Genomic DNA, 12,369 nt, shown 5'->3' with positions numbered 1-12,369 from the left:
GCCGCATGGCCAAGACCAGGCGTAACCGCCATCAACCGCGGCCATGCGGCATAATCCCGCTTACGGCATAATGACCGTTATGCCGATATCGGCATAATGGGCACTGGACCGCGCCGGCGCACCGCGTCAATCGCGATCTCAGCGGGTACGCGAAGGACCGCAGCGAGCGCGCCCGCGAGGAGCTTGTCGCAGAGCTCGGCGCCTGCTTCCTTAGCGCGGACCTCGGCATCGTGCCGGAGCTCGAGCCGCGTGCAGACCACGCGAGTTACCTTGCGTCCTGGTTGGAGGTTTTAAGCAATGAGAAGCGCTTTATCTTCGCGGCCGCCGCGCACGCGCAGCGCGCCGTCGCCTACCTCCACGGTCTGCAGCCCAAGGCAGCCCACATCGGAGAGGCGGCATGATGAGTGCCGTATCGATCCATGCCACCGTCTGCTGTCCTCGCATGCTCTGCGACGAAGCGTAAAGTAACGCATCTCGATCCGCGATCGTTGTGATAATTCGCTCAGACGGATACTACTCATCGATCGCTCTCCACCGACGCTGATCACAAGCAGCCAGATCTCTTCGCGAATGAATGCGAAGGCCTGTGCGACCTTTAATCGTCCTTTGCTGTCGGACCGCCTTACGCCGCGAGCGGTGCTTCGCTCGGCTGCGAGCTTTGCCGAAGGCGGCCCTTGTTCGGCGATGTCGCTGCCACGCGCTTCCGCCCTCTGCGTTGACCTGGCCGTGACTTGTCGGCCCATCGCCCGATCCGGCTCAGCGGTCGGGGCCGAGTGGTCCGTCGCTCTGCTGGGGAGACGGCTCACGTCGCCGGTCTCAAAGTGTCAAGGCGCGCCACTCGGGGAGCGAATCTGTGCCGCGGCGCCATCCAGATCGTAGGAAGCTCGACGGCCCACCTTGACGTGCGGGCAACGCCTGCAGTCGCCCAGGCGGGCGGCCTGTCGTCGGAGTGGACCGCGGGTCGGTGTCCTCAGGCAGCTTCTCTTGGCCCGCCCATGGCGTCGTCGATTTGGCATGTCTGACCGAAGGCCGGCGTCGCTGAAGCGCCGCCTCGCTCTTGTCCCCGCAACAGCCGGTCGCGACTTTCTTCCCCTGGCGCTGCGCGCCATTCCTCGCGGAAGACAAGAAAGTCGCGCCTCGACTGCCCTCCACAATGTTGCGGCCCCTACGGGGTGCAGGTCGATCGCCTCCGGTCTGTCGCCAGCCATCGAGGCCGCGGTGGGCGCGGCCCGGAAAACCTGAAAGGACACATAATGGCGACCATCGGCACCTTCACCTCGAACGGCAATGGCTTTACCGGCACCGTCCGCACCCTCGCCCTCAACGCCAAGGCCAAGATGGTCCGCGTCGAGAACCCCCACCGACAAGGGTCCGCACTTCCGCATCTTCGCCGGCAACGTCGAATTGGGTGCGGCTTGGCAGAAGACCGCTCGCGACACCGAGCGCGACTATCTCTCGGTCAAGCTGGATGACCCGAGCTTCCCGGCTCCGATCTACGCCACCCTGATCGAGGTCGAGGGCCAGGACGGCCTCCAGCTCATCTGGTCCCGGCCGAACCGGGATTGATCCCGCAGCGCCCGGCTTCGCCCCAAAAAGCGGGGCCGGGCGCCGCCCCCGGTCACGACGCAGTGACCTATCTGGCGTATGTCATTCAAATGCATTACATTCGGAGAATAAAGGAGATCGCCATGACTTCGAATGCCCTCGTCCAAACCCGCATCGACGCGGACGTGAAGGAAAAGGCCACCGCGGTGCTCGAAAACATGGGCCTCACTGTCTCCGACGCCGTGAGAATCCTGCTGACGCGCACGGCCAACGAAGGGATGCTTCCGCTCGAGCTCGTGAGCAATAGCCAAGCTTACGATAGCTGGTTTCGTGAGAAGGTGCGCCAGGCCTTGACGGACACCCGGCCCGATCTTGATGATTCCGAGGTCGAAAGGCATTTCGCACAACGCCGCGCCGCCGCGCTTCAAAAAGCGGCGGAACAAAAACGGTGAAGCTCGTCTGGTCGCGTCACGCGCTGTCTGATCGCGACGGAATTTTCGGCTACATTGAAGCCGAGAATCCTCGCGCCGCGATTCATGTTGACGAACTGATTGCCGATGCTGCGCGGCGTCTGCTCGACTTTCCCGAAAGCGGCCGACCCGGGCGTGTCGCTGGCACGCGCGAGCTGGTCATCCCGCGCACGCCTTATGTCGCGGCCTACCTGATCAATGGCGATACCGTTCGCATCCTGCGCGTGCTTCATGGCGCACAGATGTGGCCCGACGAACTTACCAACGACGATTAAGGCTGAGTCGCCAAAGCGATTCGACCTAGATCGAAACAGGAGCTCCGGCGATGACTGCCTCTATCAACGGACGGCCGATGTGTCCGGTGTGTAAGAACCGGATGGCGTGCTTCTAGAGAATAACCCAGGCCCGATACCGCCCTCGCCCGGTGGCCTCGCGCAGGCCGAGCTCGGCGACCAGGTCCTGGGCAGCGCGCGCGCTGATACCCAATTCTTCGGCGATCATGCCGGCCGAGACAACCGGGCGGGACAACACGTAGTCGATGAGCGCCGGCAGTTTTGAGGTCGAGCGACGGCCGGACAGCTTCCGAAGGAGTAGCATGCGCTGATTGAGCCAGCGGTCATGCGCCTTGAGGCCGGCCTCCGCCGCGGCTGTGATCGCGCCGAGCTGTGCGATCAAGCGCGCGGTTTGGTCGCGCGATCGGCGCTGGTCGCGCGGGATGGTTTTAAGGCCTTCGTGCAGGCAGACGAGATGCGCGCGGGTCTTGCCGCGTTGGCGGAGTGTTGCTGCGGCCAGCAAAGGACCAAGCCAGGCCCCATGCTGCAGCGGTTCGATGCTGTGCCAGGCATCGACCGCGACTGCTGCCGCGAGCGTCGGCGGAAGGGTTTCGCATTCAGCAAGGATGGCGCGCCATTCAGCCAGGCGCGAGTCTTCGTTCCAATCGAGATCGTAGATCCACGAGTCCCGCTCGATCGGACGACGCGCTTGGCTCGCACTCTCGCCGGCCAGGGTGCGGCTGGTTTTGGCGATGGCCACATCGACCGCGGCGAGGGCCTCAGTCAGCCGATCATCAGGGGCGGTCAGCGCAAGCGGCGCTTCCGCGGTCGACGCGGCGCTGGCTCCCTCCGTCTCATGGTTCTCTATGTCTCGCTGGGTCGGATCGACGTCGATCCCGTCGCGGTCGGTCTGCCCTCCCCTGCCCCGCAAACTGTCGAGGCCGACCACCGACAGCGCCCAGCCAGGTTTTTCAGTGGCGATGCGGCGACGGGCGCGCAGCACGGCATGGGCTCGGGTCACCTCATGAGTGGGGCTGCGGATATCCATCCGTGCATCGTGGAGCACCAGATCTTCGAGGTGGACAAGTTCGCCATCTAGCCACAGAGTCGCGCAGGCGTCTGTGAAATGAGTCCGCGCGATCCACCCGTCCTGGATTGGGCTCTTTGCTAGGCGCTCGTCGAGGCGGGCGACTACATCCTCGGCAGCTGCAAGCGGGCCGGCGAGCTGGGTCCAGGGCAACGGATCGGGGATTATGCAGCTGAACGGCAAGGTCCTGATAACCTTAATGGAAGCCGGCGAAACAGAAGCTAACACGGCTTTAGATTCCGTCATAGCGATGCTGGTTCCGAATCCTCCAGAATCTGATTTCCGTTCGTAGATTAACGAGTTCCGAGATCCTCCCAGCCCGGCTGGTCGCCGCGGTCGGCCACAAACCGCCGAGGAGATGCGCCGCTGGACAGTTGCCCCTGCCCTCTTCCGGACGCCTTCGGCCACCGTCCGCGCTCAGATGTCCTCGTCGGTAAGGCCGACTTTCCGAACGGCCGCGCGGTCACGGCTGGCTTCCGCGGCGTCGCCTCGGTGGCTTCGCTGCGAATCAGCGTTCATTACTTTTGCCACGCGGAGGCGCGCTTCGATAGTAGCGCTTGTCAGGCCGCCTCGATATCGGTCTGCGGAAAATTGGCGCCCTTGAACATCAACGGTTCGCCAAGATATCGGGCGCAGGCGTAGGCGAAGCAGTCCCCGAAATTGAGCCGCGCCGGGTGTCGGCCCTTGCCATAGCGGTCGAAGGCGTCGAGCGCGATGCGGGCTGTTTCAGGCACAACATTCACCACTTTTATTTCTATCAACGCGAGATAGCTCTCGACCGCTTCGGCCGCCGCCGCGACAGGTAGATCGAGCAGGCGGGCGACGGCAATCGCCGCCTCCCACACGGCCAGCGGCGAGGTCAGCCGGGTTGTGCTTTGCTGTACGCGCGCCAGTAACTCGCGCGCGTCGTCTTCGTCGGTCAGCATCGCGGTGAGCGCCGAAGCGTCGATGAACATCAGGAATCCTCGTACAAGCTGTCGCGGAACGCTTTGTCAGCAGGCCTACCGCCCTGCGGATTGCCCTTCGCCCTCAAGTCGCGACAAAACTGGACGCCCAGATCGATCATCGACGGCTTGCCCTGCTCGCGCTCGAGTTCATGGGCGAGCGCCGTATGCACAGCCTCGGTCAGTCCGATTTTCTTCAGCGCCGCGACCCTGCGGGCTAACGCGTCGGTCTCGGGATTCTTGATATGGAAGGCCATCAGGCGCTCCTCTAGCTCATACCGTGTATCCTTATATAACATTCCGGATACACTACGTGAAGGCAGGGAGGATTCTCGCCAAATCTAGGGGAGAAGGCCGTAAGGACGCGCAGGAGGCCATAAGTCTCTTATGGTTAGCATTCTATAAATCGCATGCCTCCGGTCTTCCGGGTGCTGTATCCCCTCAAGACCACGGGCATGTCCCGGACTCCAGGCGAGAACAATCTCGTCCAGCCCTCACCTCCGAGGTGTGAATTCATCGGCCACGGATCGACGCGACTGATGCGATACCGAGCTTGCCTCGACTGGACAGACGTACGTTGGCGATTTGGATCCAAATGACCGGTGGGCACAGATTGTTGTCAGCTGACAACATTCCATGGTCGGGGCCGTTGTTGTCAGCTGACAACAATGCTCCAGCGGCTGGTTGGTAGCTGGCGCCGCGTAGTCGCCTTTCCCTGCCCAATCGACCCCGTATGATGCTCACGCAACTTCGCGAAATTGGATTGTTGGTCGGCCCTATGGCCCGCCAATAGAGAGCCGTTCCGACGCCGGGCGCTGCGGATCAACTTCCTTACGGATCGATTCGAAACAGCGCCCCGAGCATAGTTAGCCCGCTCCTCGGCGGACTCCTTCTTCCCCACGATGCACGGAAACGGCTCGATTCCCATGCCCACTGGATCGTCGAGGGTCCGGCTTTCGCCTGCCGACCGTGACACCACCCTCCCCTTGGTAGCTGACGTTGTCAGCTGACAACAATCCGTGAATCCGCGGGGGGCCGTCTCGATGGACGAGCCCTGCGATCGAAGCGCCTTGCCTAGGAAGGAATCCGATGTTGGCGCCACCGCCTGTAACATGCCATCTGCCAAGTCTCGCGATGACGGCGGGGCATCGCCGTCGGCGCTGAATCCAGGCGCTAAGATTGGATCTGGCCGGGCACAAGACGGTCCGCAGAAGGGCGTGCCGGTCGAAGCGGGCCCACACTGCCTCCCTTCGCCGTAAGCAGCGCGGGGCGGGTGGTCGGCTGAAAGTCCGGGCCCTCTGGTGTGATCATCAGGCAGAACAACAGCAACCGCGAATGCCTCGGAACGTACTCGGTCGATTGGTCGATCCTGATCGTCCGACCGGTTGGTGACCTGTCGCCGTGTTGCGCTCACCTTTGCCTCGGATGGGCAGCACCCAGCGCAGTGCTGCGATATCGTGTCGATCGACACCGCGACAACCCAGCGTGCCACCGAACCGGCCGAGCCAAACTCCCTCGACGCCCCGCCGCTCACCATTCTGCTCGGGTTCGTCAACGGGACGGGGAGGGCGCTTCTTGCGGGACCGTCGGCCCCCGGCATCGGGTTGAGCAGGTGAGCGAGCACACCGTACATTACGAGGGGCGCGATTCTCCGGCGCAACGACGCGCTGAAGCAGGGATAGAGGCACTCGCACGGCATGGATCGACCCCTCGCCAAGCGCCGGTGGGCGCCGACGCGACACCAAAAGCGAGGGTTTTGCAGCGCATCGACCGAGGCGCCGGCGCATCCGCACAGTAGCAACACCGATCGGAGCAGAGGTAGCATGGTACAGAATGACACTTGGGGGACCCCGGCAGCCCGGCCGAATCATGCTATGGTAGAGCCTCGTTCCGCCGCCGCTGGGGCCGCTGTTGTCAGCTGACAACAGCCAGGCGATACGCCCGAAATGCCGCTGCTCGCTGTTGGGCACGCCCCCGGGCCGTTAAGAACTCGTTAACCCTTTATTTCTTGCTCAAATCATAGAATCGTGGCCATCTCTCAAGACGGAGATTAGGCGTCTGACGCGCAGAAACCGTCTTGAGAAGGTAGATGACGAGCTTAGCGGAAGATTCGGTGACGATGAGCGAGACTGCGTCTGCGCGGATCTCTCGGCATGCCGGCATTCTGTCCGGTCAGCTGCGATCGCTCGCGACGACGCTTTTCCCGCCTTCAGCGAGCAAATCGCTCCGGTCATTCACCTCGGGGGAAGTTGCGCGAATTGCGGGCGTATCCGATGGGTACCTTCGACAACTTTCTCTCGACGGACTCGGGCCGAGCCCGACGACGGGGATCGGGGGGCGACGATCCTATACTCTGGCTCAGATTCATGAGTTGCGCGGGTATCTAGCCAACGCGCGGCCGCGCGAAGCATTGGAATTTCTCCCACGCCGGCGCCCAGGCGACAAGCTCCAAATCATCACCGTCGCGAACTTCAAAGGTGGCTCTGCCAAGACGACGACGGCATTGTATCTGTCGCAATACCTCGCGCTTGCCGGCTTTCGGGTCCTAGCGATTGACCTCGATCCCCAAGCTTCGCTGTCGGCAATGTTCGGGTACCAACCCGAGTTTGACATTGGGGCGAACGAAACGCTCTACGGCGCTATACGATATGACGAGCACCGGCGGCCAATGCGCGATGTCGTTCGGCCGACCTATTTTGACGGAATAGGTCTCGTGCCAGGCAATCTCGAGCTGATGGAGTTCGAGCACACCACGCCTCGAGCCATGGTCGAGCGTCGTGAACGCGGGCACGATCTATTCTTTCGCCGCGTCGCCAGCGCCATCGACCAGATCGCCGACGACTATGACGTCGTCGTCATCGATTGCCCACCCCAACTTGGTTACTTGACCATGGGTGCGCTAAACGCGGCGACCGCGATGCTCGTGACCATCCATCCTCAGATGGTCGATGTCGCATCAATGAGCCAGTTTCTCCTCATGACGTCGGACCTCATGTCTGTCATCGAGGAAGCTGGCGGACGACTCGATCACGATTTCATCCGGTACGTCATCACGCGTCACGATCCCAATGACGTGCCCGAAGCTCAGATCGTCGCTCTCCTCCGGACCCTTTTTGGATCGGATGTGCTCCAAGCCACGGTGTGGAAATCGACTGCAATCGCCAATGCAGGTCTCACCAAGCAATCACTGTACGAGCTGGAGCGCGGCGCCGTAGGGCGGGGCGCCTACGACCGCGCATTGGAATCGGTCGACGCGGTCAATGCCGAAATCGCGCAACTTCTTAAGAAGGTGTGGGGTCGATGAGCAAACGTACTGACACCATCAAGAGCCTTTTCACCGCCCCGCAGCCACCCGCGTTGTCAGCTGACAACATGCCCGCTGCCCTGCCGCGGGTCTCGTCCGGATCAGTCCGCTCGTTGAAGGACACCTTTTCCGGAGTTGAGAAAGAGAACGAGGAGCTGCGTGAAAGGATTGCCTCCGGGGCGATGATCCTTGAAATCGACCCCTCGCTTATCGATCCGTCACCTCTGGCCGACCGGTTTCGCGACCAGGATGATAGCTCGTTCGAGGCACTCAAACAGTCGATCGCACAGCGTGGCCAGGAGGTGCCAATTCTCGTTCGGGAGCATCCCGAAGCGAAAGGGCGCTACCAGAGCGCCTATGGTCATCGACGAGTTCGCGCCACACGCGAACTAGGCATTTCGGTCAAAGCTATTTTGCGAGCGCTGTCAGATGAAGCGCTCGTCGTGGCGCAAGGACTCGAGAACGCACAACGCGAAGATCTGAGTTTCATTGAGCGCGCTACCTTCGCGATGCATATCGAAGATGCCGGACATAGCCGAGCAATCGCGCAAGACGCCTTGTCGATTGATAGGGCGGAGACCTCGAGACTCCTCGCTGTCGCTCGATCGGTTCCAGCCGATGTTGTTCAAGCAATCGGGAAGGCTCCGAAAGTTGGACGCCCCCGCTGGCAGACGTTCGCTGAATTGATCAAGGATGTAGCGGCGCTCTCACGTGTCAGGGCGGCGATCGCTGAACCGAAATTTGCAGAGCGAGAAACTGACGCTCGATTCCTTGCAGCTTTCTCAGCAGCCAGCCGTCCATCTTCCGCAGGCACATCGAAAGCTTCCGAAGAGAGGCCAATCTTTTCCGCATCCGGCGACAAGATTGCGCACGTGCGTCACGCCGAGCGCGAGTTGAAGCTTACTCTCGACAAGAATGTCTCGGCGACATTTGCAGCATTTCTTGTCGACCAACTTCCGGCGCTGTTCGACGCCTTTTCCAAGACGAGCAGTGGTCAGGAAACTACCGAGGCCTGACGGCCTCGTCCCGTAAACACGAACCAGGAGCAGACAAGGCAAAAGAAAAAGGCCCCCGAAACGGAGTTCCGGAAGCCCTTCTCTTCAAGTTTGGCGACTGACAGAGAATCACTTTCGCGAATCGCAGTCAAGAGTTTCTACGCGATTTTATCGTCGTTTCGGCGAGCAGGTTTTCTTTGCCCAGCTGAGGCAAAGACATGCAGTCACACTCTCCAACGACGCCCTTTGGGCGGCGATCGTTGACACTTGCCCATGTGGCAAGCCAGATGGTCGCAACCGAACGCCCTCCCGAAAAGATCGTCCACAAATGGAAGATCTTCCATGCCATCTGCACGGCACGGCCGCGCCTTGGCGTGTCGGAGCGCGCGCTGTCAGTGTTAAACGCGCTCCTGACCTTCCATCCTGAGACGGCGCTCACAGGAGAGGATGATCTGATCGTCTTCCCATCAAACAATCAGCTCAGTCGGCGGGCGCACGGCATGCCGGCATCGACGCTGCGGCGCCACCTCGCAGTGCTGGTCGACGCGGGACTGATCGTTCGACGCGATAGTCCAAATGGCAAGCGCTATGCGCGGAAGGACGATGTTGGCGAAATCGAGCTCGCCTTCGGCTTCGATCTGTCGCCGCTCGTCGTGCGCTCGGAAGAGTTCGAGAGCCTGGCGGCCGATATCGAAGCCGAAGCCCGCGCACTCAAGCTCGTGCGTGAGCGGATCACGCTGTGCCGGCGCGACATCGGGAAGATGATTGCAACCGGCATCGAGGAAGGCGTCCCGACGCGGAGGGCAGGGCAGGGGCCCGCCGATTGGCAGGAGGTGCACGCCGCTTTCCGCGCGATGGTTGTTCAGATTCCGCGCAGCGCGACGCGCCAAGAGCTTGAGCCGATCGCCGACGAGCTGTCTCAACTTGCTGATGACGTGCTCAATCTGCTGGAAGCTCACATCAAATCTAAGAATCCGAGCGGCAATGAGTCCCATTCTGAGCGCCACATACAGAATTCAAATACTGATGCCCTAATTGAGCTTGAACCTAGCCTCCGAGAAGGCAGGGCGGCGGGAGCTGAGCCTAAACCTCAACCATCGCGAGTCGCCGAGGGGGCGTATCCGTTGGGAATGGTCCTGAGTGCATGCCCGGACATCGTCGATTATGCGAAAGGTGGGATTTCGAACTGGCGAGATTTTCTCGCCACCGCGGCGGTCGTTCGATCAACGCTCGGGATCAGCCCCAGCGCCTGGGAGGAGGCGCAAACGGTCATGGGCGAGGTGCCTGCAGCCGTCGTCGTTGCGTGCATCCTGCAACGTGGCGCCGCGATCAATTCCGCCGGCGGTTATCTGCGCGGTCTGACGCGAAAAGCCGAGGCCGGCGAATTTTCGCTTGGCCCAATCCTGATGGCGCAAATCAATTCTCGGCGGCGAGACAAGCAGCGGGCGTGAGGCGATGAGGTGACGCTCCCAGACCTTGCCTTTTTCGTGTGATCGAAGGTGCCCGCGCTGATGCCGCCGCTGCGCTTATAGACGCAAACCCGTTCGGAGAAATCGTCATGCCAAAATGCCCTCCAATCATCCTCACGCCGTTCTTCCAGCTTCGCGATGCAGACGCCGTGGAGCAACGGATGTACGTGGCAGGGTTCGCCGACGAAGCGGGCGTGGCCTGGGGGACGCTGATTCCGCTGGATGCGGAAATGGTCGAGAACGCTGTTCTCGGACATCAGACATTCACCGTCTGGTGCAACTCCGACGGCCGCATCCAACCGCAGCCGAACAGTGATGGCCTGTATGACGAGCTTCTAGAGAAGGGCCAATTGAAGGAGACGCCCCTCGATGAACTCGTCGCCGAAGCCATCGAGCAGGGTAAGAATGAGCCTAATGATGACATCCTCGATATGTTCGAGACCCTGCATGACCGGCTGGTCCGGGCGCAAGGCATGGTCGCCGACGAGATCGCGCGGCGCAGGTGATGACTCCTCGCGCCGCGCATACGCCTGCGCGAGGTCCGTTCTGCGTTGAGTTGGCGGCAACACAGTTCCGGCTGTTTTTCTTCAGAATGGCTCCGGGCCAACAGCAAGGCCGAAGGCCATAGCCGCCACAAGGGAGAAGAGCAGACCGGCGCAGCCAAATTTCGCACTGCGTCTTAACCTTCTTGAATCCCCGGACGCGCGGGCGCGGTTATCCTTGTCGTCCATTGACTGAGGGGCATTCTCCGATGTTCGACGCCCAGACCACCGCGCTGCTGCGCGCGGTCCTCGACGATGTCTGTCAAACCGTGTCGCGGTCTGAAACCGGCACGCGGACGCACGTCGCGGCGAAGATCCTCGAGGCGGCCAGGCAGGGCGAAACGACGCCCGACAGCTTGATGCAGGTAGGCCGCAGGGCGCTTAACGACGCGCCCACGATGTGGCGGTGAAGCGGCCGCGTATCTGCACTGCCACCTTTTCGTTAGGACTCGCCGGAACCGCTGAACAGCACCGTCGGCGGCGTTGCGCGCGGCGGCGGGATGGACCGTCCGCCCGGTGATCCTGGTCTGCTCTTGAGGTCGTATCGCTGGGCCAGGTCGAGTAGCCGACGCTTGGTGAACGGGTCCGCGTTCTCGGCTAGATCGCGCGCCCGCTGCGCGAAGCCTCTGTAAAATTCTTCCACGACGCCACCCCCGCAACATCACTGAAAGCCGGATTTCAGTGCGAGACGCGCTCCGCGTCAAGCGGTCTGATGCATGCGGACACTTCGACGATCTAGTTGTGCTCGCGGCGCATCGGGAACTAAGCTGGTCTCGGCAGGAAAAACCATGACTCCGCTCTACCTGAGCCGGAAGCTGTGCCCGAAGTGCGGGAAGCTGATGGCGGCCGTGCCCGACGACGTAGCTCCCGGCCGGCCTCGCTACGTTTGCCTCGTCTGCGAGGACGATCCGCTGCGCGATCCTGCCGCTCGGAAGTGGGCGGAAAGCCCGCTGCGGCCGCCGGCCAAGTAGCGTCCAACAGAAATCGAGCCGGGCACCGGATCGCTGTTGACGCCGATCGTGCCCACAACCCGCACCAATGCTGTGGGGCTGCAGCCTGCACGCCGAGCTTCGTTGCATCGCGCGTGTCCGCGAGATCGTCCCGGACTCGCCGGCCCCATGTCCAGCGACGCTGGCATCTTTCACGCTTCGCAGGCGTGTCGGTGGCATGGATCGGGAGGACGGGGTTACATCCGCTTGGCGAGAACGTCGGCAGCCTCGTTATCGGTCTTGCGATGGCCACTTCGACAGGTCCGCCGACGTTGCCGACAGCGATAGTTTCCCTGGCAGGTGATGACCCGGCGCTTAGGTGGCCTGCTTATAGTGAACGACGTTTCGCCCGACGCCCATTGCGTTGAGACCCGAATAGCCGATAGGGCCGCCTGCCTTCATTCCATGTGTTTTCGCGACGGGCGCACCCATCTGCGTCCTCGATAGAGGCTGGTCTGACCGAAGGCCGATCCCGCTTCGCGGGCTCTCGATCTTGTCCCTGCAACGCCCGTCCTCGACTTTCTTCCCCTGGCGCTGCGCGCCATTCCTCGCGGTCCAAGAAAGTCGCTGCCGGCCGCCCTCCATTTCATTTCGGCCCTCCGGGTGCAGGTCGATCGCCTCCGGTCTCACGACCGCCATCGAGGACGCGATAGGCGCGGCCCGAGAAAACCAAGGGGTAGAGTAGGCGCGCAGCGCCATACCGCCTCACGGCGGCTGGTTTCTGCACGCCTCTCGCCGAACCGGACGTGCCA

The 12,369-nt window shown here is 62.0% G+C and carries 12 protein-coding genes and 2 pseudogenes; 10 read left to right on the top strand and 4 right to left on the bottom strand.

Annotation, left to right across the window (positions count from 1 at the left end; genetic code table 11):
• Window positions 1-101: 101 nt before the first annotated feature.
• The 4 genes and pseudogenes from SO139_RS43255 to SO139_RS43240 form a co-directional block, all read left to right on the top strand.
• Window positions 102-401 (top strand): annotated as a pseudogene (locus SO139_RS43255) (zincin-like metallopeptidase domain-containing protein); the annotation flags it as partial.
• An 852-nt stretch (window positions 402-1,253) separates the two neighbouring features.
• Window positions 1,254-1,566: pseudogene (locus tag SO139_RS43250) on the top strand (DUF736 domain-containing protein).
• A gap of 122 nt (window positions 1,567-1,688) precedes the next feature.
• Window positions 1,689-1,997 carry a type II toxin-antitoxin system RelB/DinJ family antitoxin gene (locus SO139_RS43245; protein WP_474801190.1) on the top strand — a complete coding sequence of 103 codons (309 nt, stop codon included), beginning with the start codon at window positions 1,689-1,691 and terminating at the stop codon, window positions 1,995-1,997.
• Window positions 1,994-2,290 (top strand): type II toxin-antitoxin system RelE/ParE family toxin, encoded by a 297-nt coding sequence (locus SO139_RS43240; RefSeq protein WP_474801188.1) that lies wholly within the window; start codon window positions 1,994-1,996, stop codon window positions 2,288-2,290. Before SO139_RS43245 ends, SO139_RS43240 begins: the two co-directional genes overlap by 4 nt.
• A gap of 112 nt (window positions 2,291-2,402) precedes the next feature.
• On the opposite strand, the gene SO139_RS43235 is transcribed toward SO139_RS43240, so the two are convergent.
• The 3 genes from SO139_RS43235 to SO139_RS43225 all read right to left on the bottom strand — a co-directional run bounded on the left by SO139_RS43235 (window position 2,403) and on the right by SO139_RS43225 (window position 4,575).
• Window positions 2,403-3,620 carry an RHE_PE00001 family protein gene (locus SO139_RS43235; protein WP_474801186.1) on the bottom strand — a complete coding sequence of 406 codons (1,218 nt, stop codon included), beginning with the start codon at window positions 3,618-3,620 and terminating at the stop codon, window positions 2,403-2,405.
• A 314-nt stretch (window positions 3,621-3,934) separates the two neighbouring features.
• Window positions 3,935-4,330: a type II toxin-antitoxin system VapC family toxin gene (locus tag SO139_RS43230; RefSeq protein WP_474801184.1), complete on the bottom strand. Its 396-nt coding sequence runs from the start codon at window positions 4,328-4,330 to the stop codon at window positions 3,935-3,937.
• Window positions 4,330-4,575 carry a type II toxin-antitoxin system VapB family antitoxin gene (locus tag SO139_RS43225; protein ID WP_474801182.1) on the bottom strand — a complete coding sequence of 82 codons (246 nt, stop codon included), beginning with the start codon at window positions 4,573-4,575 and terminating at the stop codon, window positions 4,330-4,332. Before SO139_RS43225 ends, SO139_RS43230 begins: the two co-directional genes overlap by 1 nt.
• A 1,832-nt stretch (window positions 4,576-6,407) precedes the next feature.
• On the opposite strand from SO139_RS43225, the gene repA reads away from it, so the two are divergent.
• The 5 genes from repA to SO139_RS43200 all read left to right on the top strand — a co-directional run bounded on the left by repA (window position 6,408) and on the right by SO139_RS43200 (window position 11,038).
• On the top strand, window positions 6,408-7,622 hold the full coding sequence (gene repA / locus SO139_RS43220; RefSeq protein ID WP_027555999.1) for a plasmid partitioning protein RepA: 1,215 nt from the start codon (window positions 6,408-6,410) through the stop codon (window positions 7,620-7,622).
• Window positions 7,619-8,638 (top strand): plasmid partitioning protein RepB, encoded by a 1,020-nt coding sequence (gene repB / locus SO139_RS43215; protein ID WP_498541940.1) that lies wholly within the window; start codon window positions 7,619-7,621, stop codon window positions 8,636-8,638. Before repA ends, repB begins: the two co-directional genes overlap by 4 nt.
• 197 nt (window positions 8,639-8,835) lie before the next feature.
• On the top strand, window positions 8,836-10,068 hold the full coding sequence (gene repC, locus SO139_RS43210) for a plasmid replication protein RepC (RefSeq protein WP_498541939.1): 1,233 nt from the start codon (window positions 8,836-8,838) through the stop codon (window positions 10,066-10,068).
• Between the two features lie 38 nt (window positions 10,069-10,106).
• A complete protein-coding gene (locus SO139_RS43205) occupies window positions 10,107-10,592 on the top strand; it encodes a hypothetical protein (protein ID WP_474801175.1) in 486 nt (161 codons plus the stop codon).
• 245 nt (window positions 10,593-10,837) lie between these two features.
• Window positions 10,838-11,038, top strand: coding sequence for a hypothetical protein (locus SO139_RS43200; protein ID WP_474801173.1), 201 nt, complete (start codon window positions 10,838-10,840; stop codon window positions 11,036-11,038).
• Window positions 11,039-11,070: 32 nt separating this feature from the next.
• Here SO139_RS43200 and SO139_RS43195 read toward each other — a convergent pair whose 3' ends face one another.
• On the bottom strand, window positions 11,071-11,271 hold the full coding sequence (locus SO139_RS43195) for a hypothetical protein (RefSeq protein ID WP_474801171.1): 201 nt from the start codon (window positions 11,269-11,271) through the stop codon (window positions 11,071-11,073).
• Window positions 11,272-11,416: 145 nt separating this feature from the next.
• Between SO139_RS43195 and SO139_RS43190 the strand changes: the two genes are divergently transcribed.
• The gene (locus SO139_RS43190; RefSeq protein ID WP_474801169.1) at window positions 11,417-11,599 is read left to right on the top strand and encodes a hypothetical protein; all 183 of its coding nucleotides are present in this window, start codon (window positions 11,417-11,419) and stop codon (window positions 11,597-11,599) included.
• Window positions 11,600-12,369: the final 770 nt, after the last annotated feature.

The organism is Bradyrhizobium sp. UFLA05-89 (genome assembly GCF_059803475.1).
This window is presented reverse-complemented; position numbering and strand designations above follow the sequence as displayed.

Coding starts and splice junctions, on each gene's coding strand:
- SO139_RS43245 (WP_474801190.1), top strand. CDS start 1,689: ATGACTTCGAATGCCCTCGTCCAAACCCGCATCGACGCGGACGTGAAG.
- SO139_RS43235 (WP_474801186.1), bottom strand. CDS start 3,620: ATGACGGAATCTAAAGCCGTGTTAGCTTCTGTTTCGCCGGCTTCCATT.
- SO139_RS43230 (WP_474801184.1), bottom strand. CDS start 4,330: ATGTTCATCGACGCTTCGGCGCTCACCGCGATGCTGACCGACGAAGAC.
- SO139_RS43225 (WP_474801182.1), bottom strand. CDS start 4,575: ATGGCCTTCCATATCAAGAATCCCGAGACCGACGCGTTAGCCCGCAGG.
- repA (WP_027555999.1), top strand. CDS start 6,408: ATGACGAGCTTAGCGGAAGATTCGGTGACGATGAGCGAGACTGCGTCT.
- repB (WP_498541940.1), top strand. CDS start 7,619: ATGAGCAAACGTACTGACACCATCAAGAGCCTTTTCACCGCCCCGCAG.
- repC (WP_498541939.1), top strand. CDS start 8,836: ATGCAGTCACACTCTCCAACGACGCCCTTTGGGCGGCGATCGTTGACA.
- SO139_RS43200 (WP_474801173.1), top strand. CDS start 10,838: ATGTTCGACGCCCAGACCACCGCGCTGCTGCGCGCGGTCCTCGACGAT.
- SO139_RS43190 (WP_474801169.1), top strand. CDS start 11,417: ATGACTCCGCTCTACCTGAGCCGGAAGCTGTGCCCGAAGTGCGGGAAG.